Annotated in this window: 19 protein-coding genes; 9 read left to right on the plus strand and 10 right to left on the minus strand. The window is 72.9% G+C overall.

Going from position 1 to position 23129, the window contains the following annotated elements:
- Window positions 1–112: 112 nt before the first annotated feature.
- Entirely contained in the window at window positions 113–1009 is an 897-nt protein-coding gene (locus IE106_RS30925) for a cysteine/serine endopeptidase inhibitor (RefSeq protein WP_373295912.1), read from the minus strand.
- A 541-nt stretch (window positions 1010–1550) separates the two neighbouring features.
- Window positions 1551–2165: a class I SAM-dependent methyltransferase gene (locus IE106_RS07065; RefSeq protein ID WP_189530952.1), complete on the minus strand. Its 615-nt coding sequence runs from the start codon at window positions 2163–2165 to the stop codon at window positions 1551–1553.
- Window positions 2166–2598: 433 nt separating this feature from the next.
- Between IE106_RS07065 and IE106_RS07070 the strand changes: the two genes are divergently transcribed.
- Window positions 2599–3183 carry a YrhB domain-containing protein gene (locus IE106_RS07070; RefSeq protein WP_189530954.1) on the plus strand — a complete coding sequence of 195 codons (585 nt, stop codon included), beginning with the start codon at window positions 2599–2601 and terminating at the stop codon, window positions 3181–3183.
- Here IE106_RS07070 and IE106_RS07075 read toward each other — a convergent pair.
- Complete coding sequence (locus tag IE106_RS07075) at window positions 3165–3734, minus strand: DUF3885 domain-containing protein (protein WP_189530956.1); 570 nt, start codon at window positions 3732–3734, stop codon at window positions 3165–3167. The genes IE106_RS07070 and IE106_RS07075 overlap by 19 nt on opposite strands.
- Window positions 3735–4363: 629 nt before the next feature.
- Window positions 4364–6049 carry a CocE/NonD family hydrolase gene (locus tag IE106_RS07080; protein ID WP_189530958.1) on the minus strand — a complete coding sequence of 562 codons (1686 nt, stop codon included), beginning with the start codon at window positions 6047–6049 and terminating at the stop codon, window positions 4364–4366.
- A gap of 97 nt (window positions 6050–6146) precedes the next feature.
- On the opposite strand from IE106_RS07080, the gene IE106_RS07085 reads away from it, so the two are divergent.
- A complete protein-coding gene (locus IE106_RS07085) occupies window positions 6147–6863 on the plus strand; it encodes a TetR/AcrR family transcriptional regulator C-terminal domain-containing protein (protein ID WP_189530961.1) in 717 nt (238 codons plus the stop codon).
- A gap of 420 nt (window positions 6864–7283) precedes the next feature.
- Here the strand turns inward: IE106_RS07085 and IE106_RS07090 are convergent, their stop codons facing one another.
- Window positions 7284–8114, minus strand: coding sequence for a glycoside hydrolase domain-containing protein (locus IE106_RS07090; protein WP_189530963.1), 831 nt, complete (start codon window positions 8112–8114; stop codon window positions 7284–7286).
- Window positions 8115–8541: 427 nt separating this feature from the next.
- Here IE106_RS07090 and IE106_RS07095 point away from each other — a divergent pair, with 427 nt between their 5' ends.
- The 3 genes from IE106_RS07095 to IE106_RS07105 all read left to right on the plus strand — a co-directional run bounded on the left by IE106_RS07095 (window position 8542) and on the right by IE106_RS07105 (window position 13621).
- Window positions 8542–9363, plus strand: a complete 822-nt coding sequence (locus tag IE106_RS07095; protein ID WP_189530965.1) for an ATP-binding cassette domain-containing protein — start codon at window positions 8542–8544, stop codon at window positions 9361–9363.
- Complete coding sequence (locus IE106_RS07100; RefSeq protein ID WP_189530968.1) at window positions 9360–10016, plus strand: hypothetical protein; 657 nt, start codon at window positions 9360–9362, stop codon at window positions 10014–10016. The genes IE106_RS07095 and IE106_RS07100 overlap by 4 nt, the downstream gene beginning before the upstream one ends.
- Before the next feature lie 212 nt (window positions 10017–10228).
- Window positions 10229–13621: a GDSL-type esterase/lipase family protein gene (locus IE106_RS07105; RefSeq protein ID WP_189530970.1), complete on the plus strand. Its 3393-nt coding sequence runs from the start codon at window positions 10229–10231 to the stop codon at window positions 13619–13621.
- A gap of 179 nt (window positions 13622–13800) precedes the next feature.
- On the opposite strand, the gene IE106_RS07110 is transcribed toward IE106_RS07105, so the two are convergent.
- The gene (locus IE106_RS07110; RefSeq protein ID WP_373295917.1) at window positions 13801–14505 is read right to left on the minus strand and encodes a helix-turn-helix transcriptional regulator; all 705 of its coding nucleotides are present in this window, start codon (window positions 14503–14505) and stop codon (window positions 13801–13803) included.
- A gap of 84 nt (window positions 14506–14589) precedes the next feature.
- Between IE106_RS07110 and IE106_RS07115 the strand changes: the two genes are divergently transcribed.
- The 3 genes from IE106_RS07115 to IE106_RS07125 all read left to right on the plus strand — a co-directional run bounded on the left by IE106_RS07115 (window position 14590) and on the right by IE106_RS07125 (window position 17551).
- The gene (locus tag IE106_RS07115; protein ID WP_189530974.1) at window positions 14590–15027 is read left to right on the plus strand and encodes a hypothetical protein; all 438 of its coding nucleotides are present in this window, start codon (window positions 14590–14592) and stop codon (window positions 15025–15027) included.
- A gap of 188 nt (window positions 15028–15215) precedes the next feature.
- Window positions 15216–17075: a glycoside hydrolase family 15 protein gene (locus IE106_RS07120; protein WP_189530976.1), complete on the plus strand. Its 1860-nt coding sequence runs from the start codon at window positions 15216–15218 to the stop codon at window positions 17073–17075.
- The gene (locus tag IE106_RS07125) at window positions 17072–17551 is read left to right on the plus strand and encodes a hypothetical protein (RefSeq protein ID WP_189530978.1); all 480 of its coding nucleotides are present in this window, start codon (window positions 17072–17074) and stop codon (window positions 17549–17551) included. Before IE106_RS07120 ends, IE106_RS07125 begins: the two co-directional genes overlap by 4 nt.
- A 154-nt stretch (window positions 17552–17705) precedes the next feature.
- On the opposite strand, the gene IE106_RS07130 is transcribed toward IE106_RS07125, so the two are convergent.
- Complete coding sequence (locus tag IE106_RS07130; RefSeq protein ID WP_189530979.1) at window positions 17706–18137, minus strand: hypothetical protein; 432 nt, start codon at window positions 18135–18137, stop codon at window positions 17706–17708.
- A gap of 251 nt (window positions 18138–18388) precedes the next feature.
- On the opposite strand from IE106_RS07130, the gene IE106_RS07135 reads away from it, so the two are divergent.
- Window positions 18389–18880, plus strand: coding sequence for a YflT domain-containing protein (locus tag IE106_RS07135; RefSeq protein ID WP_189530982.1), 492 nt, complete (start codon window positions 18389–18391; stop codon window positions 18878–18880).
- 245 nt (window positions 18881–19125) lie between these two features.
- Here the strand turns inward: IE106_RS07135 and IE106_RS07140 are convergent, their stop codons facing one another.
- From IE106_RS07140 to IE106_RS07150, 3 genes are all read right to left on the minus strand, one after another.
- The gene (locus tag IE106_RS07140) at window positions 19126–19533 is read right to left on the minus strand and encodes a hypothetical protein (protein ID WP_189530983.1); all 408 of its coding nucleotides are present in this window, start codon (window positions 19531–19533) and stop codon (window positions 19126–19128) included.
- A 1280-nt stretch (window positions 19534–20813) separates the two neighbouring features.
- Window positions 20814–21770, minus strand: coding sequence for a sigma-70 family RNA polymerase sigma factor (locus IE106_RS07145; protein WP_189530985.1), 957 nt, complete (start codon window positions 21768–21770; stop codon window positions 20814–20816).
- A gap of 22 nt (window positions 21771–21792) precedes the next feature.
- Window positions 21793–22995 carry an NAD(P)/FAD-dependent oxidoreductase gene (locus IE106_RS07150; protein WP_189530987.1) on the minus strand — a complete coding sequence of 401 codons (1203 nt, stop codon included), beginning with the start codon at window positions 22993–22995 and terminating at the stop codon, window positions 21793–21795.
- Window positions 22996–23129 lie beyond the last annotated feature (134 nt).

Consider the following 23129-nt stretch of genomic DNA (forward strand, 5'->3'; position numbering starts at 1 on the left):
CAGGGTACGGATGTCAGGACCGCCCTGACAAGCGGGGGCTGTCGCCCTCCGGCACCGGCGGGATCCGGCCCCTCCCGGGCCCGGCGGTCCCGGGGACGCCGGCGCCGACGCGTCAGCCGCAGGCCCCCTCGTCGCGCCACACGGCCCAGGAGCTCGGGGCGTTCGGTACGGCGCCGGTGGAGTAGTGGGTGGAGGCGTAGGCGCGGCCCGCGTACGAGACCCTGTCACCCGGGACGTACGACGTGGTGGCGCTCCACGCGGCGGGGCAGGACGAGCCGCTCCCGGGGCCGGTGGTGACGGTGACGGCGCCGGACGGTGCGGACACGTTGCCGGCCGCGTCCCGCGCCGCCACGGCGAACGTGTAGGCCGTGCTCGGGGAGAGCCCGCCGACGGTGGTGCCGGTGCCGGGCACGGTGGCGACCCGGGTCGATCCGCGGTACACGTCGTAGCCGGTCACGCCGGTGTCGTCGGTGGAGGGGGCCCAGACCAGCGAGACGCTGGAGGAGGTCGTGGCCGTGGACCGCAGGCCCGTGGGGGTGCTCGGCGCCCGCGTGTCCGAACCGCCCCCGTCCCCGCCGTTCGTGTACACGAACTTCCAGGTGATGCCGTGGACGACACCGAGGTCGGTGTCGGCCAGCTTCTGGAAGGCGGCCTTGCTCAGGTCGATGTGCTCCGCGGCGCACGACGGGCACTTGTCGCGGACCGGCACGGTGAGGGTCCTGCCGTTGTACGTGACCTGGACGGAGATGCCCCGGCACAGCTCGTCGTTGTTGGGGTTGGTCGAGGTCCACCACAGGTGGGAGACCGCGACCAGGTCCTCCGTGGCCGGATGGATGGGCGTGCCGCAGGCGCCGGTGCCCGCGTCGTCGTACCAGGTCATCCTGCCGGTTCTGGGCTCGCCGATGGGTAACGCGGCGAAGGCGGTGCCGATGCCGAGCACGGTGACGAGCACCGTGCCGAGCAGGGTGCCGGCCCACCGGCCCCACCGCTGCGGGAACGTGCGCTGCATGCGTCCTCCCGGGACGGAAACGAGAAGGCGGGCGCGCGTCGGAGGTGACGCGCGCCGTCGCGGCACCAGGAAAGACGCGTCCGGTCCCCTGGTCAACGGCGCCTGATGCGCCGGGTGTCGGCCGGAAGGGGCGTCCCGGGGCGCGTGGCGCCGCCCCCCGTCCGCACCGTTCGCCCGTGCGTCCGCCCGGTACGACGACCGCCCGCCGCCCGTGGTGGTGGCCACCGGCACGGTGGTCCGGCCGCCGCTCCCGACGGGCTTCGGTGCCGAGACGGGGCACCGAGGCCCCGTGCCGCCCCGCCGGACCGCCCTGTGTCACCGGTGGGTCGCATGTGGCCGTGGGGAAGGCTGATTCCCGCACTCTTCTTGACCTGATGACGACGTGCGGCCCCCGCGGTCCGGCGGGGCGTTCCACCCCGCCGGCAAAGGACGGAGACGGAGGCCGCTCCCGGCGGGCTTTCGACCAGTGGGCTGTCGACGTGGTGACGGTGCTTGCCGACCTCCGGCCGGCCCACCTGCCGCAACCGCCCCTCGGCCGGGTTCAGTCGAGGGGTTTCTCCCAGGTCAGCGAGTAACGACGAAGCACGTGCCGGCGGTAGCGCACACCGGGCAGCACCCGCCGTGCCGCGGCCCGCACCTGCCCGTAGCCCATCCGCGGGTCGGCGACCGGCATGCCCTCCGGTTCCCGCGCGCGACGCAGCACCTTCATGGTCCGTACGACCGGGGCGGCCGCGATCATCGCCGCCCGGTCCGCCACGCTCGCCTCCCGGGCCAGTCCGACGACCACCAGCGTGCCCCCGGGCCGCAGCAGCTCACGCATGCGGACGAGGGCCGTCTCGAAGTCCATGTGGTGGATCGTGGCCACCGAACAGACGAAGTCGTACCCGGCCGCGGGGAGGCCGGTGGTGAGGAAGTCGCCCTCGACGAAGGTGAGATCCGGGCAGTCGGCGGCGAGCCCGCGTGCGCGGGCGATCATCTCCGGCGACCTGTCGATCCCGGTGACGCGCTTCGCCCGCCCGGCGAGCTTCCGCGCCAGCAGCCCGTCCCCGCACCCGACGTCCAACGCGTCGCCGCACCCCTCGGGCACCACGCGGAGGATGCCCGGATGCCGGGCGACGTTGGTGTTCCAGTACGGCTTCGGGTCGGCCTGACGCATCGAGTCATCGTAAGGGCGTGGTCATATCCCCGGCGCGCTCCGGCGGACACGGCCCCGAACCGGCTGGCCGACCGGTCAGGCCGACCACCGTCGCGGTGTCGGCGGTTGCCCGGCGGCGGCAGCGGAATGATCAACGTCCATGAGTCATCCGTCAGTTCATGCCGAAGCAGGGCGAATCGAGCCACAGGCGATCGACTTTACGGACACGACTGGATCAAGCGGCCGAGCTGGTGGGCGTCGAGGGTGACGGAGGCGCGGGTCTTTCGCGGATCGGCTGAGAAAGGGGCCAGCCGACCTCTCCGGCCCTCGCCCAGCCTCTGGTGGCACGGGGTGGGTGAGGACCGGGCGGAGCGGCCGGGGAGGCCGTTGTACGTGGTGCCGGGTCGTGCGAATTCGCTGGTCGGCGAAGAGGCCGATACGGGATGCTGCATGCGTGATCGAGCGAGAAGCCGCCGTTCGGGCTGTCGAAGAGCAGTTGGAGCGCGACTACCAGCAGTGGCGAGCAGTGAGCACGGACGCGATGAGGATGGCTGTGGTCCATGTCAAGGAGCACGAGCTGGTGTGGATCGTCTCCTGGCAGTCCGAGGAGTTCGTATGCACCCGGAACGCGAAGTACGCGCTGATTGGCAATGGGCCGTACCTGGTCGACCGCGTCGACGGGGGACTACACCAGATCAGCGTCGTCTCCGCGAAAACAGGGGAGTGGGAGACCGACTACCGCGCCCGTATACGCGGGTTGCCGGTGCGCAGTGCGGTGGACGATCTGCACGATGCGCTCCGCGGAGTCGCCGCCACGCGCGGACGCGTGCACGCTGTGCGGACACTGCGCCAAAGACTGCCGATGCTCTTGCCCGCGGAGGCCATCGAGTACGTGAACGCGTTGTTGGAGGGAGATGTGCCCGCGCGCCTCGCGGCTGTCGCCACCGAGGAACTCGTGGCGCCTCTCAACCCCGTACTCGCGGTGAAGACCGTTCTGAACGGGGCGGCGACCCGAGCCGGTCAGAGCCCCAACGGATGACGGGAAAGCCAGTCGGCATGCCGATCGCGTAGCCGGTCCCGCTCGTCGGGTGTGGCGAGGAAGACGTCGGCGCCACCGTCATAGGGGTGGTGGACGCGCTGCATCCGGGTGTCGGTGACGAGGACGCCCGTCGTCTTGTCGTCGGCGATGTCCCGGAGCAACTCGTCGATGCAACCACGCTGCCAGGGCCGACGGGTGGTGAAGAGGTGACAGTAGGTGCGGAACTCAGGGTCGGGATCGTCCTGCACCAGCAGGCTTTGCCAGTACCCGGCGACGGCTTGATAGGACGGATCCTCCGCTTCGGTCGTCCAGAACGATGTGATCACATACACGTCCGCACCAGCGAACAACTCATCGAGAACGGTGTTGTAACGCTCCAGGACGACGGTGTACTCGTTCTCGTCCTCCGCATACCGCTTCGACTCCGGCAGGCTGTGAAAACGTACCCAGACATCCCGATACAGGTCACGGAGCCTGTGCCCGACCGGAGGGCAACCGGGCCAACGCTGCCGCCACAGTTCTGTCAGATCCGCCTGCCCGTCTCCAGACAACCTTCGCACTCGTCCTCTCACGTATGAACCTGCCGACGACCATGATGCCGGTGGTCACGAACGAGGGACCGACTTGTTCGCCGTTGCTTCGCCGACCGCTGATGCAGACGGTCCAGTCGCGCGTCTTCGCCAAGGGCGGCCGGGAACGCTACGGCATCACCTCGGACATCCGGGTCCGCCTCGACGCCTGGCCTGGTCCAGAGCGCCAAGGGCCACGGCGCGCCGCTTTCTCCGACCGCCCGTGCCGCGCGCGTCCACCTCGACGTGTGCCTCTTCACCCCTTCGAGGACGGCAACACCTGATCCGCGTTCCTCACCCTCGTCCTCGTCCTCTCCCGCGAAGGCGTCGCCCCCGACGTCGGTCTGCTGTACGGCTTCACCTTCCAGGCCGACAAGCCCCAGGACGGGCTGATCCTCGCCCGGTGGGTCGACCTCCACTTCACCGAGACCCGCCGCCGTGCCGCCTCCCCGAGGAGTACCCGATGAAGGCTGAGCACGCGCCGAACCGTCCCCGCGCCCGCGGGGAGCACCGCACGGGGACCGCCCGGGACCGCTCGGGGCCGTCCGGGGCCACCCAAGGAAGCCGGTGCGGCCGGACGGTGCGGAGTGCGGACCGCGGTCACCGGGGGATCACACGGGTCCGGAGCCGTGGGGGAGCGTCAGCGCCGAGTCCGCGTGGAGGGTGATGCGTACCGGCGCGAAGACGGTGGCGTCCAGCGGGGACTGCCCGGTGCCGGGGTTGCGGGCGTAGCGCGGATGGGCGCCGCCGCTGATCTGCCAGCGCATGCGGTGACCGGTGGCGAAGCGATGGGCGGTGGAACTCATCGGCACGGTGACCTGCGAGGGCGTCCCTTCCGTGGTCCGAAGCCGGGCCAGCCCGTCACAGACGTTGACCGAACGTCCCCGCGGGTCCACGTCGCACAGGCGGGTGAAGACGTCGGCGTGACCGGTGTCCGTGGAGATGCTCAGCCGTGCGGAGACGGGGCCCATGACGTCCACGGGTTCGGTCAGCGGAGGGCCGGTGAACGTCAGGACGTCGTCTCGGGCCTCCAGGGCGCTGTTGTCCCGGGGGCCGGCCGTGCGGGAGAGCAGGGGGCCGCCGAGGGACGGGGTGGGATCGGCCGGGTCGTAGCGGAACGTCGCCACGGGCGCGGAGTCCACCGGGGACCGCCGGGTGAGGTGCCCGCCCGGGGAGGGGTGCCACGCGGTGGTGCCGGAGGCCGGGGGCCAGGCGTCGAGGTCGCGCCAGGTGTCCGTACCGCCGACGTGCACGCGCACCGCGGTGGGGCGCAGCCCGGAGGGGTCGGCGCACAGGTGGGCGCGCAACCACGCGAGGCTTTCGGCGAACACCTGCGGCCATCCCCGCCGCAGGGCGGAGGCATGGGTCCAAGGGCCGGCGAGCAGGGCGGTCCGGCAGCCGGCCCGACGCAGCCGGTCGTACTGCTCGAAGGCCTGGTCGACCAGTACGTCGTGCCATCCGGTGATCAGGGTCGTGGGCACGCGGAGGCCCTTTGCCGACTCCGCCGGCGACGCGTCGCTCCAGTACGCGTCCCCGGGGTCCGGGTGCGCCATCACGTCGTCCACCCAGGGCACTTGGCCGCCGAGCGCGGACGCGTACGCTCCGCGCAGGGGGCGGGCGGTGGTGGCGGCGCGCAGGCGGCGCTGCAGGCGCAGCATCGCCTTCAGGAACGGCGCCGCGCCCTGGTGCTGGTAGGTCATCCCGGCGCCGACGGCGAGGACGTTCTCCAAGCGCAGCACGCCGTCCGCGTGGAACAGCGCGTACGGGTCGTGCAGTCCCACCTGCACCACCATGGCCTTCAGTTCCGGCGGGGGGTCCAGGGCGAGGGCCCATTGCACGTAGCCCAGGTAGCTGGGGCCGACGGTCCCCAGCGTTCCGTCGAACCAGGGCCGTCCGCGCAGCCACGACACCGTGGCCTGTCCGTCGGCGGCCTCGTTGCGCCACAGGTCGAACACCCCGCCCGACCCACCGGTACCGCGGCAGCTCTGCAGGACCACGTGGAAGCCCTGTTCGGCGAAGAGCAGGCCGTACATGGGGGACCACGGCACGCCCCGGCCGTAGGGGGAGCGCACCAGGAGCGTGGGGAAGGCCCCCTCCGCGCGGGGGAAGTAGTGATCGGTGACCAGGGGGCTGCCGTCGGCGGCCGGTACCACCAGCCCCGGTTCCCATCCGGCCTCGTACCGCCTGGCCGGAAGCCCCCGCCAGGTGGCCCTCGCCCAGCGCGAGGATAGCGGCGGCCTGCCGGCGGGTGGCACCCAGGCAGGACCGTCCGCGGTGCCGGGCGTGCGTGATGGCATCGTTCCCCTCCTATATTCCGTACGGTGTACGAGAATAGAGGATGCTTGGATGTCTCACGCAAGGACCTCCACGACGAACAGGAGAGGAGCGCGAGCCGTGTCCCGTGACGGAGGGCCCGGCGCCGCGGGCGTCGACCCCGAACAGCTCTGGCTGCGTGCCACCGGACCCCGCAGGGGCCGCAGACCCTCCTTCAGCCGCGAGGCGATCACGGCGGCAGCCGTGGCCCTGGCGGACGCGGAGGGACTCGATGCGGTCACCATGCGGCGGGTCGCCGCCGAGGTCGGGGCCGGCGTCATGTCGCTCTACAGCTACGCTCCGGACAAGGAGACGCTGCTGGAGCTGATGGTCGACCACGTCGGCGGCGAACTGCCGGCCACCCCCGCGGTCACCGGCGACTGGCGGGCCGACCTGAAGGCCATGGCCCACCACCAGCGCGCCCTCATGCTGCGACACCCCTGGCTGCCCGCCGCCCTGACGACCCACCGCACCCCCGGCCCCCGCACGCTGGCGTTCCTGGAACACGCCCTCGCCGCACTGCGGCCCACCGGACTGGACGGCGCCGCGAGACTGGAGGTCTTCGCCCAGCTCACCGCCTTCGTGGCCGGACACGTCGGCCACGAGATCGCCCAGGCCGCGGCCGCACGGTCCCCCGACCGGCGCGCAGCCGAAGCCCGCTACCTCGCCGCCGTCGCCGCCGACGGCCGCCACCCGGAACTCGCGGAAGCCCTCTCCGCCCCCGGACGCCCCCTCACCCCCGAAGCGACCTTCAGCCGGTTCCTCGACCGCCTGGTCGACGGCCTCGCCACCGACTGATCCCGCCCACGCGGGACGAGCGGTGCCCGCCGGCCCGTCCCCACCGGTTCCGCCCAGGGAGCCGGTCGAGGTGCCCCTCCACCGTGGACGCGTCGACGAGCGGGAGGGCGGGGGAGGGGAGGGGGCGAGTACGGGGTCGGGGCCGCGCCGGCGGAGGCCGTGGACGACCGGCCGGCCGACGGGCCGGTGGTCCGGGCTCCGGCAAGGGCCGGTCCCGCCGGCCCGCGCGCGGGGGAGACCGCCCCGGACGCCTTCGACGCCGCCTTCCACGCCCCCTCGGCGGCCTCCGGTCACCGCCCCGCCGGGCCGGCGTCCACGGCCCGTCCGGCACCGACCGTCCGGCACCGGCCGTTCCGCCGGAGCCGTCATGCACGGCCCGACCAGTGGCCACCGGGGGAACGGCGTCCCGCGGGATGCCGGTCAGCCGATGATGGCGACCGGGGCGTCCCAGGCGTTGCGGTCGACGTTGATGGTGTGGCCGCCGCGGGTCTCCTTGCTGTTGGCCTTGTACTGGTGGCCGCGGCTGTGGCCGGTGTACAGCTTCGGGTCCCAGGGCCAGTCCTTGGTGGTGGTCTCCTGGCCGTTCCACAGGGCGTACCAGAGGTTGCCCGGCAGGTCCGTGCGGTCCTTGGCGGTGGCGATCGCCTTGGCGCTGGAGCTGCTGAAGCCGTAGAGGCCGGCGCGGTAGGTCTTGGCGCGCAGGGTCTTGGTGAAGGACCGCACGTAGGCGAGGGTGGCGTCGTTGCACGCCTTGTCGGCGATGTCGTACGACTCCATGTTGAGGTAGATCGGGCTGCCGGCCTTCATGCCGAGCGCCGAGGCCTTGGCGATCGCGTCGTTGGCGTTGCTCACCCCGACCGAGGCCGCGGTGGCCGCGGTGAACCTCTCCTTGTTGCCGCTCTTCTGGCACGGCGGCTGGGCGCCGACGTACAGGGGGATGACCCGCCAGCCGAGCGTGTCGACCGACTTCACCCAGGACTTGGTCAGGTTGGGCTGGGCGCAGCCGCGGTTCTTGCCGCCGACGTAGACCGCGACGCCGCCGTAGTAGGCGTCCTTCTTCCACGCCTTCATCGCGGTGAGCGAGGGCGCCGTGCAGGCGTCGAACGCCCGGCCCGTGTAGGTCTTCTGCGCCGGCCACGCCGGGGCGGCCATCGAGGTCTGTGCCGCGACCCCGGCCCCGGCCACGACGGCGGCCCCCGTCACCGCCAAGGCGATGTAACGATTCTTCCTGGACAGCCGGTGCTTCGACATTCCCCACCCCATACGACGTGTCACAGCGGCCTCCGGTGCTCCGGAGCCCGCCCACCCTACCCAGTGGCGGCGGGACCGCGACGGCCGGGAGCGGCAGGGCCACCGCCGGTGCGGAGGGCGCCGCGCCGCCGGCCGTCCCGGACGGGCGCTCCCAGCCGTTCCAGGCGACGGACGGCGGGAGGGCGGGGGCGGAGCCGGACCCGTCGCCGCCGGAGGGGGGAGGCACGGCACGCGAAGTCTCCGGGGGAGACGGGTCCTTCGGCCGGGAGCCCGTCCACCAGGGGGCCTCACCTGTCTGACAGCCTGGACGGCACGCACACCCGCCAGGCCGGAGGGGCCGGCGAGCGGGCCACGGTGAGGAGTCGAGTTGTTACGGTGTGAGGCGGTCGGCAAACGCTACGGCGGGGGACGGTGGGTCCTCAGGGACGTGGACATGGAGGTCTCGGGCGGCGACGTCCTCGCGGTGGTGGGCGGCAACGGGTCGGGGAAGTCGACCCTGCTGAGGATCCTCGCCGGGCTGTCGCGGCCCACCACCGGGAGCGTGTCGGGCCGACCACCGCGCATCGGCTACGTACCGGACCGCTTCACCGCCCCCGACCGCATCTCGTCCCTTTCCTACCTCACGCACCTGGGGCGTATCCGCGGCATGTCGGCCTCCGCCGCCCGCACCCGGGGAGACCACCTGCTGGAGCGGCTGTCCCTGGTGGGCGGGCGGAACGCGGCGCTGCGCACCCTGTCGAAGGGCAACGCGCAGAAGGTGGCGCTCGCCCAGGCCCTGCTCGTCCCGCCCGACCTGCTGGTCCTCGACGAACCCTGGTCGGGCCTGGACGCCTCGGCCCACGGCGTCCTCGCCGAGTTCATCGGGGAGGTGGCGGCACAGGGCGGTGCGGTGGTCTTCACCGACCACCGCGAGGCGATCACCGAGACGCACGCCGGCGGCGCCTACGTCCTCGGCGACGGCCGGGTCACCCCGCACGGCGGCCGGCACACCGGTGGCCGCCTCCCGATGGTCGAACTGGTCCTGGCCGCGCCCCCCGCCGGTACCCCGCCGATCGAGGTGGACTGGTCCGGGACGCCGGGGGTGGTGGACAGCGCCCGACGCGGCGGGGAGATCGTCCTGCGGGTGGCGCGGGAGCACGCGGACGCCGTACTGCTGACGGCGCTGCGGCACCGGTGGTCGGTGGTGAGCCTGACCGGGGCGGCGGACGAAGCCGGCTTCCGGGGCGGCGCGGGGAGGGCCGTCCGGTGATCGCGCTGGTCCGCTACATGTCCACGGTGCTGCTGCTGTCCCAGCGCTACCTCGCGCCGCTGCTGCTGTTCCTCGGCCTGGTGGCCGTGCTGACCAGCAGCGACACCGGCCCGCTCACCGCGACCTACGCCTCGGTCGCCGGGGCCCTGCTGCCGTGTTCGGTCTGGCTGACCACGGCACTGGTCGGTCTCGAGGACCAGCCGCACCGCTCGATCGTCGTCGTCAGCGCCGGCAGCCGTCTGCGCGTCCTGCTCGCGACGGTCGGGACGGCCACCCTGTGGTGCCTGCTGCTGACGGCCGCCGGCCTGGTGCTGCCGCTGATGCTCGGAGCCCACTCCCCGGCCCCCGCCGACCTCGTGCTGGGGACCGCCGCCCAACTCACCTGCGCCTTCACCGGCATGGCCGTCGGGCTGGTCTGCTCACGGCTGGTGTTCCGACGGCAGGGCTACGCGCTCGTCCTCGCCCTGCTGCTTCTGCTGGCCGTACTGCTGGGCGACGGCGTCTCCCCGGTCCGCACCATGCTCACTCACCTGCAGGACGCGCCGGACTCGTCGGCCGCCCTGGTGCCCACGAGCCTCATGCTCGCCGCCGCCACGGGCTTGCTGGCGACCGCGGCGGCCGTCACCCAGGCGATCACCCGCAGAAAGGCATGACCCCCGCGGCGGTGTGCCCGCGCCCGCCCGGGCGGGCGGGCGCGGCGCGATCCACCGGCAGAAGTGGCGCGGACCGTACTTCCGCCGGTGGTTCCGCCTGGTGACGGCTCCGGCCCCGGTGGTGCACTCGACGGAGGCGTGCCCCTCGGCGGCCCGGGCGTGGCGAGGGCCACGGGCGCACCCTGCCGACCGACCCGACGAAAGGTAGTCCCTTGTCCTTTGTCGCAAGAGCCGAACGCGCGCGGCCGCCCTCGGTCCACGCGGGCCACCGGTGGACGGCACTGGGGTGCGTCCTGGCCCTGCTGGCCGGTCTCGCCGCCGTGATCGCCGTGCCCACCGACGCGGTGGCGCTGCAACGGCCGCAGGACATCCGGGTGGCGACCCAGAACATGCAGCAGAGGGCGCTCTGGAACGCGCGCATCGCGCTGCTGACGGGGCACCACGACGTGATCGCCCTGCAGGAAGTGCCCCACGGCATGGTGAACGGGGAACGGGTCCCCCTCCCGCCGAGCAGCGATGCCGGCAACCGGTTGCAGCTGCTCACGGACCGCGGCGGAGCGGGCCAGCTCCCCGCGCTGCCCCCGAGGGTCACGGAGTACCGCTGGAACGCGGGCACGGCCTACCGGCAGCGCGAGGTCTACCTCTACCTGCTGCAGACCTCCGGCACGCAGGAGCCCCACAACCTGCCGGTGGGGATGATCACCTCGCAGCGGGCCTGGAACGCCCTGGACGTGCACCACGCCAACAGCAGGCGCAACGCCCTGGTCGTCCTCGACGACTCCCACCGGATGGCGTACGCCTCCTTCCACGCGAACGCCACCCCGAACAACCTCGGCCACGAGATGGTCCAGCAGATAGCGAACGAGGTGGGCGCCCTGGGGCAGAACGGCGGGCAGCCCTGGAACTGGGCCGTCATCGGCGACTTCAACCGGCAGCCGGACACCATGGCGAACAGCACCACGATCCGGAACCTCGGCGCCACGGTCATCTTCCCGCGCGACGCGCACGGCAACCCGGCCCGCACGCACACGAGTCCCGGCGCGGGCACCCTGGACTACATGGTCACGTCCGCCCCGCAGGCGCACTGGCACCACGCCTACGCGATCGGCAGCACGGCGTGGGGCGACTCCGGCAGCGACCACTTCTCGGTGTCGTTCGGCGGGACGCTGCGGGCCCAGGCGGAGCCGGGCGAGGCCCTCCTCCTGGAGAACAACGCGGCGGGCGCCGCCGGGATCCTCACCGGAGACCCGGGAGGCACTCCCAACGGAGAGGTGTGGGGCAGCCGGCGGAACCAGACCTGGCGCCCGGTCGACCACACCCTGTTCGAGGACGGGCACGTCTACTTCAAGCTGCAGAACGTGGCCACCTCGACGTTCATGCTGTCCGGGAGCTACGGCGTGGTGGGGGACAAGCCCTACCTGGTGGACCCGGCCCTTCCCGCCCAGGCCTGGCTGTGGCGCTTCGACGGCGACACCATCCGCAACACCAGCAACCAGCGCCTCGCCATGTCGGGGAACGACCGCAACGTGGGGATGCACAAGCCCGTGCCGGTGGACCCCGACCCGTCCGCGTCCTGGTCGATCCACACGGTCGACCTGGACCACCTGGACACCGCGGGGTTCCCCGTGGACACGGACAAGCCCGTCTACCTCGTCAACCGCACCACCGAGCGGTCCGTGCGGGAGGACACCGCGGCGGTCGAGGTCGTCGAGGGACACCTGCGCGACCACATGGCGGGCGCGGACGACGAGAAGTGGGTCCTCCGCCCGTCCGCCCTCCCGGGCAGCGTGTACCTGATCAACCGCCGGTCCGGCCGCTGCCTCAGCGCCGAGACCACCCTGCCCCTGATGTTCCCCGTGCAGTCCCGGACCCGGCCCTGCCCGGCCGCCGGCAGCGGGCCGGACGCCGCGCTGACCCTGTCGTGGCACTACGTGGACGGGCAGGTCCAGAACGCCCACACGGGCGCGGTCCTGGGGCATGCCCCCACCGCCTCACCGACCCTGGGCACCGGCCTGACCGTCTTCCCCGAGCACACCACCCGGTTCCACCTGATGCCCACCGGGGACACCGTCCCGGGCCTGCCGGGGGAACCGCCGCCCCCGCACGACGAGTTGAAGAAGCTCGCCGTGATGCCGCTGGGTGACTCCATCACCCTGGGCGTGGGCAGCGGCACCCGCACCGGCTACCGGCCCGCGCTGGCGCAGATGCTCGCCCAGGACGCCCCGGACGTGCGGTTCGTCGGCTCGATGCAGGACGCCGACGGCACCCGCCACGAGGGGCACTCCGGCTGGCGCATCGACCAGATCTCCGCGAACGTCGAGCGCTGGATGGAACAGGCCAAGCCCAACCTGGTCCTGCTGCACATCGGCACCAACGACATGAACCGCGACCACCAGGTGGACACCGCCCCGCAGCGCCTGGCGGGTCTGATCGACCAGATCCACGGCTCCTCGCCGAACACGGCGATCGTCGTCGCCTCCCTCGTACCGGCGGCCGACCGGACCGTGCAGGCCCGGGTGAACGCGTACAACCGGGCCATCCCCGGCATCGTCGCCGACCGCGCCCGGCGCGGCTACCGCATCACCCAGGTCAGCATGAGCACGCTGACGGTGGCGGACCTCGACGACGACCTCCACCCCAACGACCGGGGCTACCTGAAGATGGCGGGCACCTTCCACGGCGGCGTCGTCACCGCCGCCCGCAACAAGTGGATCGACGAGAACGTCACCGTCAAGCCGGCCCCGCCCGGCACGGGGAGCCCGACGGTGACCGGCGACTACCGCGTCGACGTCGACGGCGACGGGCGCTCGGACTACCTCGTCGTCGAGGACAACGGCGCCGTCCGCGCCTGGACCGGCTCCACGGCCGCCGACGGCACGGTGAAGTGGGCCGCCCAGGGCGTCATCGCCACCGGCTCCGCCCAGTGGACCGGGGACCAGGTCCGCTTCGCCGACGTCGGCGGCGACGCCCGCGCCGACTACCTCGTCCTCGCCCCCAACGGCGCCGTGCGCGCGTTCGTCAACGAGGGCGGCGACGGGCGCGGCGGCTGGCGGGACCTCGGCACCATCGCCTCCGGCTCCACCGCCTGGAACAGTACGCAGGTCCGCTTCGCCGACATCGGCGGCGACGCCAAGGCCGACTACCTCGTCGTGTCCGACCGCGGCGCGGTCCGTGCCTTCCTCCACACCACCACGGTCACCGGCGCGGTCAAGTGGAGCGACCAGGGGACCGTGGCCACCGGTTCGGACCGGTGGACCGCCGAGGACGTCCGGTTCGCCGACGTCGGCGGCGACACCAAGGCCGACTACCTCATCGTCGCCGGCAACGGCGCGATCCAGGCGTACGTCAACACCACCACCGCGGACGGCACGGTCGCGTGGGACGGCCGGGGCTACGTCGCCTCCGGCTCCTCGCAGTGGACGGGCGACCAGGTCCGCTTCGGCGACGTCACCGGCGACGCCCGCGCCGACTACCTCGTCCTCGCCCCCGACGGCGCGCTGACCGCCTACGACAACATCACCGGGGCCGGTGCGACGGCGGACTGGAAGGGCCTCGGGGTCATCGCCACCGGCACCGGCAGCCCGGCCGCCCGCGTCCGCATCTGACGCCCGCCGGGCCCACCCGCAGGGACACCGGTCCGGTACCCGGACCTGACGGACCCCGGCATGCCGGGGTCCGTCAGGCCGTCGCCCTCCCGTTCACGCACGACCGCACGACCGCATGTCCGTACGGCCACGGGGACCCGCCGGGGCGGAGCCCATGACGTCCTCCGCGTGGGCGGGGCTCAGGGACGCCGCGCGCTCGCGGGCGCCGAGGGCGCCGGCCGGAGGCGGACGCAGCAGTGGCCGGGGCCGGGCTCCAGGCACGCCTGGAGGCCGTTCTCGCCGAGCCCTTCCAGCACGCCGCGGAGCAGGTGGAGGTTCATGCCGCACACGGTCTGTGTGTGGTCGCGCGCGAGCGCGTGGAAGGGGCAGTTGCCCAGGACGACGGTGTCGCCGTCGTGGCGGGGTTCGAACCCGTGGCCTTCCAGCAGGCCGAAGACGTCCGTCTGCTCCGGTCCGGTGAGCTGCGTCCCCAGCTCGTGGGCCTTTCGGTGCAGGACCGCCCGCACCGGTTCACCCGTGGCCTCGGATTCCTCCAGTACCTGGGCGAGGAGCCGCCCGGCCAGCTCGTAGCGCCGCTCGGGCAGGCTGACGGCGACCTCCGTGCCGGAGCGCTTGTAGAGCTTGGCGGGACGGCCGGCTCCCGGACCGGTACGGCCGCTGCGCCGTTCGTAGACGACGTCGAGCAGCGATTCGTCCGCCAGCCGGTCCAGGTGGAAGGCCGCGGTCTTCCGGGCGAGGCCCAGGGCCTCGGCGGCCTCGTCGCGACCGACCGGACCCGGCTGGCGCACGACGTGGTCGTACAGCCTCCTCCGGGTCGGCTCGTCCAGGGCGGCCACGGCGGAGACGCCGGGACGGGGTGCCTCTTTCGGGTGGTCCATGAACACCAGTGTAAAACCCAAAGTCATTGACCAAAGAAGGGGTGAGTGCTTCTATTGCCAGTAAGAGTTGCCGATAGAAGGAAGGGTGTCATGTCGTCCGCAACCACCACCCCCACGTCCGCCGTCCGCGGCCGGGCCGTCCTCGCCGACCCCGGCTACCAGGCGTTCCTCGTCCTGCGCACCGGTTTCGTCGTGGCGCCGGTCCTGTTCGGCCTGGACAAGTTCGCCAACCTGCTCGCGGACTGGCCGGTCTACCTCGCGCCGTGGATCGACGACCTCGTTCCGGGCAGCGCCCAGGCGGCCCTGTACGCCGTGGGCGTCATCGAGATCATCGCGGGCATCGCCGTCGCTCTCGCCCCCCGCTTCGGGGGCTGGCTGGTGGCCGGCTGGCTGGCCGGCATCATCGTCGACCTGCTGACCGTCCCCGGGTACTACGACATCGCGCTGCGTGACTTCGGGCTCCTGCTCGGCGCGGTCGCCCTCGCCCGGCTCGCCCGGCGCTACCACGGCGAGCAGCCGTCCCACTGACGGCGGGCACCGGCCGCGGAAGGCGACAAGGCGGGTGGGCCCCTCCGGCGCCCCACCCGCACGGCCCGCCGGCGCCACGGCCCCCCGCACCGCGGAAGGCAGCTCTCCCCGCGCGCCCGCACGCCGCGACGCCCCGCCCCGCGCCGGCGGGCCGTGCGGGTGAGCGGCCCGCGGGGGAAGGTGGTGTCATGGGAAGCGCCATCGGCCGGGCGGGAACAAAGACCGTCCCGGGCCCGCCGACCGGGAGCCCGCGCCCCGGCGGTTACGCCCCGCTGCTGGACTACGCGGTGATCGGCGACGGCCGCACCGCGGCCCTGGTCGCCCGGGACGGGTCGGTGGACTGGCTGGGCCTGCCGGACCTGGACTCGCCCGCGGTGTTCGGCGCCGTACTGGACGCCACCCGCGGGGGACGGTTCACGCTCGAACCGTCCGTCGCCTACCGGAGCGAGCGCCGCTACCTGCCCGGCACCAACGTCCTGGAGACCACTTTCCGCACCGCCCGGGGCACGGTGCGGGTCACCGACGCCCTCACCCTCCACGACGACACGGCCCTGACCCCGATGCGCGAGCTGCTGCGGCGCGTCGAGGGGGTGTCCGGCTCCGTGCCGCTGCGCTGGAGCGTCCGACCCCGTTTCGGCTACGGCACGATCCCCACGAGGCTCGGCCGACGCGCGGGCGTCCCGGTGGCGACGGCCGGAGGGGACGCGCTCGCGGTCTGCGCCTGGGACGCCGGGGAACCCGCGTACGACACGACGACGATCAGCGGCCGCCTCACCCTGGACCGGGGCCGCCGCGCGCTGATCGCGATGCCGTTCGCCCACCAGGAGCCGCTGGTCCTGCCGGCCCGCGCCGAGTGCGAGGAACGGCTGGACGCCACGTGCGCGGCCTGGCGGGCCTGGACGTACGACCGCCGGTACGCCGGGCGCTGGCACCAGGCGGTGATGCGCAGCCTGCTGACGCTGAAGCTGCTGGTCCATGCCCCTTCCGGCGCCGTCGCGGCGGCGGTGACGACCTCGCTGCCGGAGGAGATCGGCGGCGAGCGGAACTGGGACTACCGCTTCTCCTGGGTGCGCGACTCCGCCCTCGCGCTGGCCGCGTTCCTGCGCCTGGGGTGCCCGGCGGAGGCGCACGCCTACTTCTGGTGGCTGATGCACGCCTCCCAGCTGACCCACCCGTCCCTGAACGTGCTGTACCGGCTGGACGGCGGGCACCGCACCCCGGAGGAGACCCTGCCCTGGGAGGGCTACCGGGGCTCGGGGCCGGTCCGCGTCGGCAACGCCGCGGTCACGCAGCTCCAGCTCGACACCCACGGGGAGCTGATGCAGACGGCCTGGCAGTACGCGCGGGCCACCGGCCGCCTGGACGCCGACGTCGCCCGCCGCCTCGCCGAGCTGGCCGACCTGGTCTGCACGGCCTGGCAGGAGCCCGACGCGGGCATCTGGGAGGTCCGCAGCCCGCCCCGGCACTTCACCCAGTCGAAGATGATGTGCTGGGTCGCCCTCGACCGCGCCGCCGACCTCGCCGAACGCGGCCTGATCCCCGACCGGCACCTCGACCGCTGGCACGACGCGCGCGACGCGATCACCGCGTTCGTCGAGACCCGCTGCTTCTCGCACCGCCGCGGCAGCTACACACGCGCCGCCGACGGCGACGACCTGGACGCCGCCGTCCTGCTGGGCCACCTCTACGGATACGGCGGCGACGGCCACCGCGTGCGGGCCACCGTCAGCGCCCTGGAACGCCACCTGCGGCACGGCCCCTACGTCGACCGGTACACGGGGGAGGACGGTCTCGCCGGCGGCGAAGGGGCCTTCCTCGCCTGCTCCTTCTGGCTCGCCGAAGCCCTCGCCCGCACCGGCAGCCCGGCGCGGGCCGTCGAGCTGATGGACGAACTGGTCGGGCTGGCCAACGACGTCGGCCTCTACAGCGAGGAGATCGACCCCGCCACCGGCGAGTTCCTGGGGAACCTGCCCCAGGGCCTGAGCCACCTCGCGCTGATCAGCGCCGCCTGCGCCATCACCGCCGCGAGCAGGGACACCGTGCGGTGAACGCGTGGGGAACCGCCGCCGGGGCCCTCGTCGGCACCCTCGCCCTGACGACCGTGCTGCGCGCCGCCGGCGAGCTGCGGCTGACCCGCATGGACCTGCCGTTCCTCCTCGGTACGGCGGTCACCGTCGACCGCACCCGCGCCAAGGCCCTCGGCTACCTGATCCACTTCCTCGACGGGCAGGTCTTCGCGTTCGTCTACTTCGCCGTCTTCGTCGCCATCGACCGGGCGGGCTGGTGGCTGGGCGCCCTGTTCGGACTCGCGCACGGCCTGTTCGCCGGCACGGCGCTGGTCAACATCCTGCTGCCGCTCGTCCATCCGCGCATGGGCAGTCCCCTGACCAGTGCCCCGCAGACGGCGCTGCTGGAACCTCCGGGCTTCCTGATGCGCAACTACGGACCCGGGACTCCCGTGGTCACCGTCCTGGCCCACGTCGGGTACGGGGCGATCGTCGGCGGCTTCACGTCGATGCCCTGACGCCCTGCGCCCGGTCGGCCCCCGCGAGCGCCATGCGGTCGAGGGCGGGATCGACCACCTGGGGGACACCGCACCACCGCCACCCACTACGACACACTCGCGGCGACCGCCCTCACCGCGGTCGTCAACGCGTGGCCGTGACCGGCGCTCGTCGCTAGAGCTCGTCGTCCCGGGCCAGGTCCTCCCAGCGCACGCCGCGGAGCGCGGGATCGGCGTCTTCGCCAGATGGGACGTCCGGGGCGGACTGGAACCAGACCACGGTGAGGGCGGAACGGTGCAGCACCGGGTCGAGCTCGGGAGCGACCGCCGCCGAGCGGAAGACGCCGATGCAAGCCACGGAAGGCAGCACCTCGACGGGGCCGAAGGCGCCGGCGCTCTGGTCGGGGTACGCGCGGGAGGGCGCAACGAGGTGGACGGGCGCGGAGGGAAAAGCACGTTCGGCCTCCTGCAGGAGGCCCCTGACCTTCATGTCGTTGACGAACTTGCACGGGTAGCCCTCCAGCATCCCCCCGTAGGTCGAGGACATCCGCAACTCGGTGAGCTCGATCGGACGACCGGACAGGAGGACGATGCGACTCAGCGACATGCCGACACCCTACGCGCATGATCCACTTCCGGTACGCGCCCCGGTACCGGCGCCGAGGTGGTCCCGGGTCGCGCATCACGACGGGGACACACCGTCGTGGACAGCCCGGCGCCGAGCCGCGTCCCGATACGTCCGTCGCCGCCCCGCCCCGCCGGGTCGGGCGGTCGGGCGGTCGCAGGAGTGAAACACCGAGGGGTGGAGAGGCGTTCCGGGAAATCCGGTAGTGAGTGAGCGAAGTCGGAGGAGCGAACATGACGAATCTCGACCCCGAGCCGCTGGACCCCGTCAGCGCCGCGTGGAACACCGTCGCGAGCTACGACTCGTACGAGGAGGCACAAGCGGCCGTCGACCGCCTCTCCGACGAGGAGTTCCCCGTCGAGAACATCGACATCGTGGGGTCGGGTCTGCGCCTGGTGGAGCACGTCACCGGCCGGCTCACCAAGGGCATGGCGGCGGCCGGGGGCGCGGCCAGCGGCGCCTGGTTCGGCCTGTTCATCGGCCTCCTGGTGGGCCTGTTCACCCCGGGCCCGGCCTGGCTGGGCCTGCTGCTCGGCGGCGTCCTCATCGGCGCCGTGTGGGGCGCCGTGTTCGGCTACGTCGGGCACGCCGCGACGGGCGGCCGCCGGGACTTCTCCTCCGTCCGCAGCCTGGCGGCGACGAGGTACGACGTGATCGCGCGCGGCGGACAGGCCGAGCGGGCACGGGCGATCCTCCACGACTCCCGCCCGGCGGTCTCGGGCTGAGCGCCCGCCCCGTACGAGCCCCGAAGCCCCCGGAGGCGGGCGTCTCCACCCCCCGCCTCCGCATCACCGGACCTCTCATCGAGGACACGCGGTACTCGGGGAGAGGAGCGGCCCCGCCGTGTCCGTGCGTCCTGCCATGGGCCCGGTGAAGGAAGCGGGAGCAAAAGAGAAGAGGGGGAGCCGGTGGTGTACCGGCTCCCCCGGAGGGCGCGGCGGTCAGGCCGCCGCACCCGGCTGTCAGAAGGTCAGACGCACACGTTCTTGGCCTTGGCGCAGGTGTTGATGTTCGCGGCCGAGAGGTTGATGTTGAAGCTCTTGTACACGTTGACCACCGACACCTCCAGGTTCTTGAGGTAGAGCGTCAGGTCGACGACGTTGACTTCCACGTTGTTGAGCGACTTCTCCAGGACGGAGATCTGGTTGCCGCTCAGCACCTTGTCGTTGAAGATGACGACGTTGATGTCACCGATGTTGACGCCGCCGACGTCGATGAAGTCGGAGCAGTCCACCTTGTGGTCGGGACCGCCACCCCAGTTGACGCACTCGTAACTGCGCTGGTTGGTGGTTTCCGCCACGGCGCTGGGGGCCGTGACGCCCCCCGCCAGCGCGGCGACAAGACCTGCGGTTGCAGCAATGTGCGAGAGCTTGGACATGGTGCCTCTCCTTCTTCCCGCCGGCTTGCGGCGGGGAAACGGATTGATGGAAGCACTTCGGATGACTGGCCGCCGAGCGCCCCGGACAGGGCCCTCTTCGTTTCCCCCGCCTTGCGACGGGGGCGCTGACCGCTGGTCAGATTAGTCCGCCCTTTGGCGCAATCCCAACGCATGGAAGAGGGGAATATCCCTTCCCGTGGTCGCTGGAAAGCGTGAATAGAATTTATTAGTGATAATGCTATTATTGGGTGTTGGTGTGGGGGTTCACGCGCGGCGGGCCCTCTCCGCGCCGACGGCACGAGCTGGCTGCGCTCGCTCTCGTGCGGGGGATGTGGCCGGGGCCGCCGAACCTCCAAGACGACTGCCGGGCGTGCCACAGACTGGTCCTCATGCGTGGTGCTCATCTGGCCGACCGGGCCGAAGACGCTGCCACTGCGAAGGGTTCAGGGGCGCGAGTCACACCGGAGCCTGTCCGCCGGGCTTCGGGAAGGGCATGAACTCCCCCCCTGGACCGGACGATCCCAGGAGCCGGTTCGCCGGCCGCGGTCCCGTTGCCGATGTCCCCCATCGGGCGCAGGACGCCGCCACCGGGATCGGCGTCTGCCGCCGCGCTCCGGTGGCCGGGCGGACGGTGAGGTCGGTCCGGGAAGTCCCGTGACGGGTGTCGTAGCCGTGCCGACGGCGCCAGACCGCGCTCTTTTCCAGCCGCATCCGTTCGGTCGCGGTGGCCAGGGTTTCCCGGAAGCCGAGCGGGAGTGGATGAACGTCACCCGTTTCCTCCGGCGGCCCGAGGGCCGCCTCCCACTCATCGGGGGTGAGGCACTCCCGGACGTCGCTCACCGTGATGTCGTTCTCCGTGGCGATCGTCCCGGGAACCATCGGGGAAGCGGCTTCCAACGGCCCGGGGACGCCCGCGTGTTGATCGTGGTCCGCGGTCTCCCCGCGCCGGCGGGCAGTGCCCACCGGCCTCCCCCTCACCCGAGCAGCACGCGACACCGGCACCCTCCAGGGCGCTCGGCGGTACGGGGGAGACCTCCACCGAGAAGACCCCCGCCATCCGACCCCGGTGGAGGAGCCGGGCCGTGCGTCCAGGAACCGCCGGGCGGCCGGAGCGCGGGCACGTCCGGGACGTATGTGTCCGGCGCCGCCACTCACCGGCCCGGGCGGCCCGCTCCACGCCCGCCCCGGCCACCGGGCGGCCGGGGCGGGGCGTTCGGCGCCCGGGGGGGCGGGACGCGAACCGGACGCGGGCGCCGCGCCCGGCCGCGGCCGGCGTCGGGTCACCACGCGGCGACGAGCGGCGCGTCCGGTTCCCGCTGCCGCCAGGCCTCGGTGAGGCGGACGAGGCGGGCGGGGGCGGCGATGCCGCGCACGGTTGTGATCCCGTCGTCGGCGATGTCGAACGCCACGGTGCCGATGACCCGGTCGCCGAGTACGAAGAGGACGGCGGGAGCCCCGTTGACGAGCGCGTAGTGGACGGCGGGCGTGCCACCGGCGAGTCGCCGTTTCGCGGGGGTGGGCTTGAAGCCGGCCCGTGCGACGGCGGCGACACGCTGCGCGGTGTCGAACCGCAGCAGCCTCCCGGCCAGACCGGCGCCGTCGGAGATCGCGGTCGCGTCGTCGGTGAGCAACGCGACCAGCCGTTCGGTGCGCCCTGAGGAGGCGGCGGCGAGGAACTCCTCGACGATCCTCCGGGCGGACGCCCGGTCGACTTCGTCCTTGCCGCGGCGGCGCGCGGCGGAGATCCGCTCCCGGGCCCGGTGCAGGTGCTGCTGGCTCGCGGACTCGGTGATGCCGAGGATCTCGGCGATCTCGGCGTGACCGTGGGAGAACGCTTCCCGCAGGACGTAGACGGCCCGCTCGACGGGTGACAGGCGCTCCATGAGCGTCAGTACGGCCAGGGAGACCGATTCGCGCTGCTCGAACGTGTCCGCCGGGCCGAGCATCGGATCGCCGTCGAGGAGCGGTTCGGGCAGCCAGGCGCCGGCGGTGCGTTCGCGGCGGGCCTGCGCCGAGCGGAGCCGGTCCAGGCACAGGTTGGTGACGACCTTGGTCAGCCACGCCTCCGGCACCCTGATCCGCCGCCGGTCCGCGGCCTGCCAGTGCAGGAAGGCATCCTGCACGGCGTCCTCGGCGTCGGCGGCGGAGCCCAGCAACCGGTACGCCAGCGAGGCCAGCCGGTTGCGGCAGGCCTCGAACCGGCCGACGTCGAAACGATCCATGGCGGTGGTGTCCACGCGAAAAGTCCTCACGAGGCGGTCACGCGGCCGCCCTCTCGGCGGACGCCTCCTGCACGGCGGCCAGGCGATGCTTGCGCTTGGGCAGGCCGAAGGTCGGGTGCGAGGTGGTCCACAGCGACATCCTGAGGACGCCCGCCTTGATCCGCGCGGCCCTCCACCCGCCGACGTACTGCGGCTTCGCCCGCGCTTCGTCGTCGACCAGTTGGAGGATACCGTCCTGCCTCCCGAGGCTGATGTGGTTGCCCAGGTACCCCAGCCTGGTGCTCGGGACCGTGCGGCCGGTCAGGTGTCCCACGATCGTGGCCGTGGCCCGCATGCCGGTGTGGCCGGCCGAAGCGCAGGACATCGGCAGCGGCCGGCCGTTGTCGCCGATGGCGTAGGCGCTGTCGCCGGCGGCGTGGACGTTCGGGTGCGAGACCGACCGCATGGCGCGGTCGACGACGATCCGGCCCTCCCCGGTGACCTCCAGCCCGCCGGCGGCGGCGATGGGGCTGACCGCGAACCCGGCCGTCCACACGGTCGCGTCGGACGCCAGGGCGGTGCCGTCGGCGCACCGGACCCGCTTCGCCTCGACGGCTTCGACGGTGCTGTGCTCCAGGACGGTGATGCCCAGCCGGTCGCAGGCCCGGCGCAGGTGGTCGCGGGCCCCGGCGGAGAGCGAGGCGCCCAGCTCACCGCGGGCGATCAGCGTCACCGACAGGCCGGGCCGGGACTCGGCGATCTCGGTGGCGGTCTCGATGCCGGTCAGCCCGTCGCCGACGACCACCACGTTCCCGCCCCCGCCCCGCCTGCCCAGGCCGTCCAGGCGCGCGCACAGGCGCAGCGCCGAGGGTCGCCCGGCGACGTCGAAGGCGTGCTCGGCCACGCCGGGGACGCCGCGGTCGGCGCCGTGGCTGCCGAGCGCGTAGAGAAGCGTGTCGTAGCCGAGCTCACCACCACCGCCGTCGGTGTCGGCCACGGCGACGGCTCGGCGGTCGGGGTCGAGGGCGGTGACACGGGCCAGGCGCAGCCGTATCCCCGTGCCCGCGAAGACGTCGGCGAGCCGTGGAGCCTCGATCTCCTGACCGGCCGCGAGCTGGTGCAGCCTCAGCCGCTGGACGAAGTCCGGCTCGGCGTTGACCACGGTGATCTCGGTGTCCGCCGGGGACAGCCGGCGGGCCAGGTTCCCGGCCGCGTAGGCCCCGGCGTAGCCGGCGCCGAGGACGACGATGCGGTGCTTCATGTCTCGCTCCTGTCGGTTCGCTTGTTCCCGATGGCTTGAGCGGGACGGCGCCCCGATTGCTGACAGAACCCGCATGTGTCATGGGTCACACCCCGGTGGCGCCTCGCCCGGCGGTGTCCGCGACGCCGGGGCGC

The sequence above is a fragment of the Streptomyces roseolilacinus genome (assembly GCF_014649335.1).
GTDB classification, from domain to species: domain Bacteria; phylum Actinomycetota; class Actinomycetes; order Streptomycetales; family Streptomycetaceae; genus Streptomyces; species Streptomyces roseolilacinus.